Here is a 442-nt window from a genome sequence, read left to right on the forward strand (position 1 = left end):
GGCTACGTGCTCGACGGCGTCAAGCAGTTCATCACCAGCGGCAAGAACGGGCAGGTCGCCATCGTCATCGCCGTCACCGACAAGGCCGCCGGCAAGCGGGGCATGAGCGCCTTCCTCGTGCCGACCGACACGCCCGGCTACATCGTCGAGCGGCTTGAGGACAAGGTCGGCCAGCACTCCAGCGACACCGCGCAGATCCGTCTGGAGGGCTGCCGCATCCCGGCGGAAAACCGCATCGGCCAGGAGGGCGAGGGCTACAGGATCGCGCTGTCGGCGCTGGAAGGCGGGCGCATCGGCATTGCGGCACAGAGCGTCGGCATGGCGCGCAGCGCGCTGGAGGTGGCGATCGACTACGCCAAGCAGCGCGAGAGCTTCGGCAAGCCGATCTTCGAGCACCAGGCGGTGGGCTTTCGCCTGGCCGAGGCGGCGGCGCGGCTGGAGG

Annotated in this window: 1 protein-coding gene; it reads left to right on the forward strand. The window is 69.7% G+C overall.

Annotated elements, in window-relative coordinates; translation table 11 throughout:
- The coding region (locus NET02_RS16390) for an acyl-CoA dehydrogenase family protein (RefSeq protein WP_284058504.1) at positions 1-442 on the forward strand (442 nt) is incomplete at both ends.

The organism is Thermalbibacter longus (genome assembly GCF_023806485.1).
GTDB classification, from domain to species: Bacteria; Chloroflexota; Chloroflexia; order Thermomicrobiales; family Thermomicrobiaceae; genus Thermalbibacter; species Thermalbibacter longus.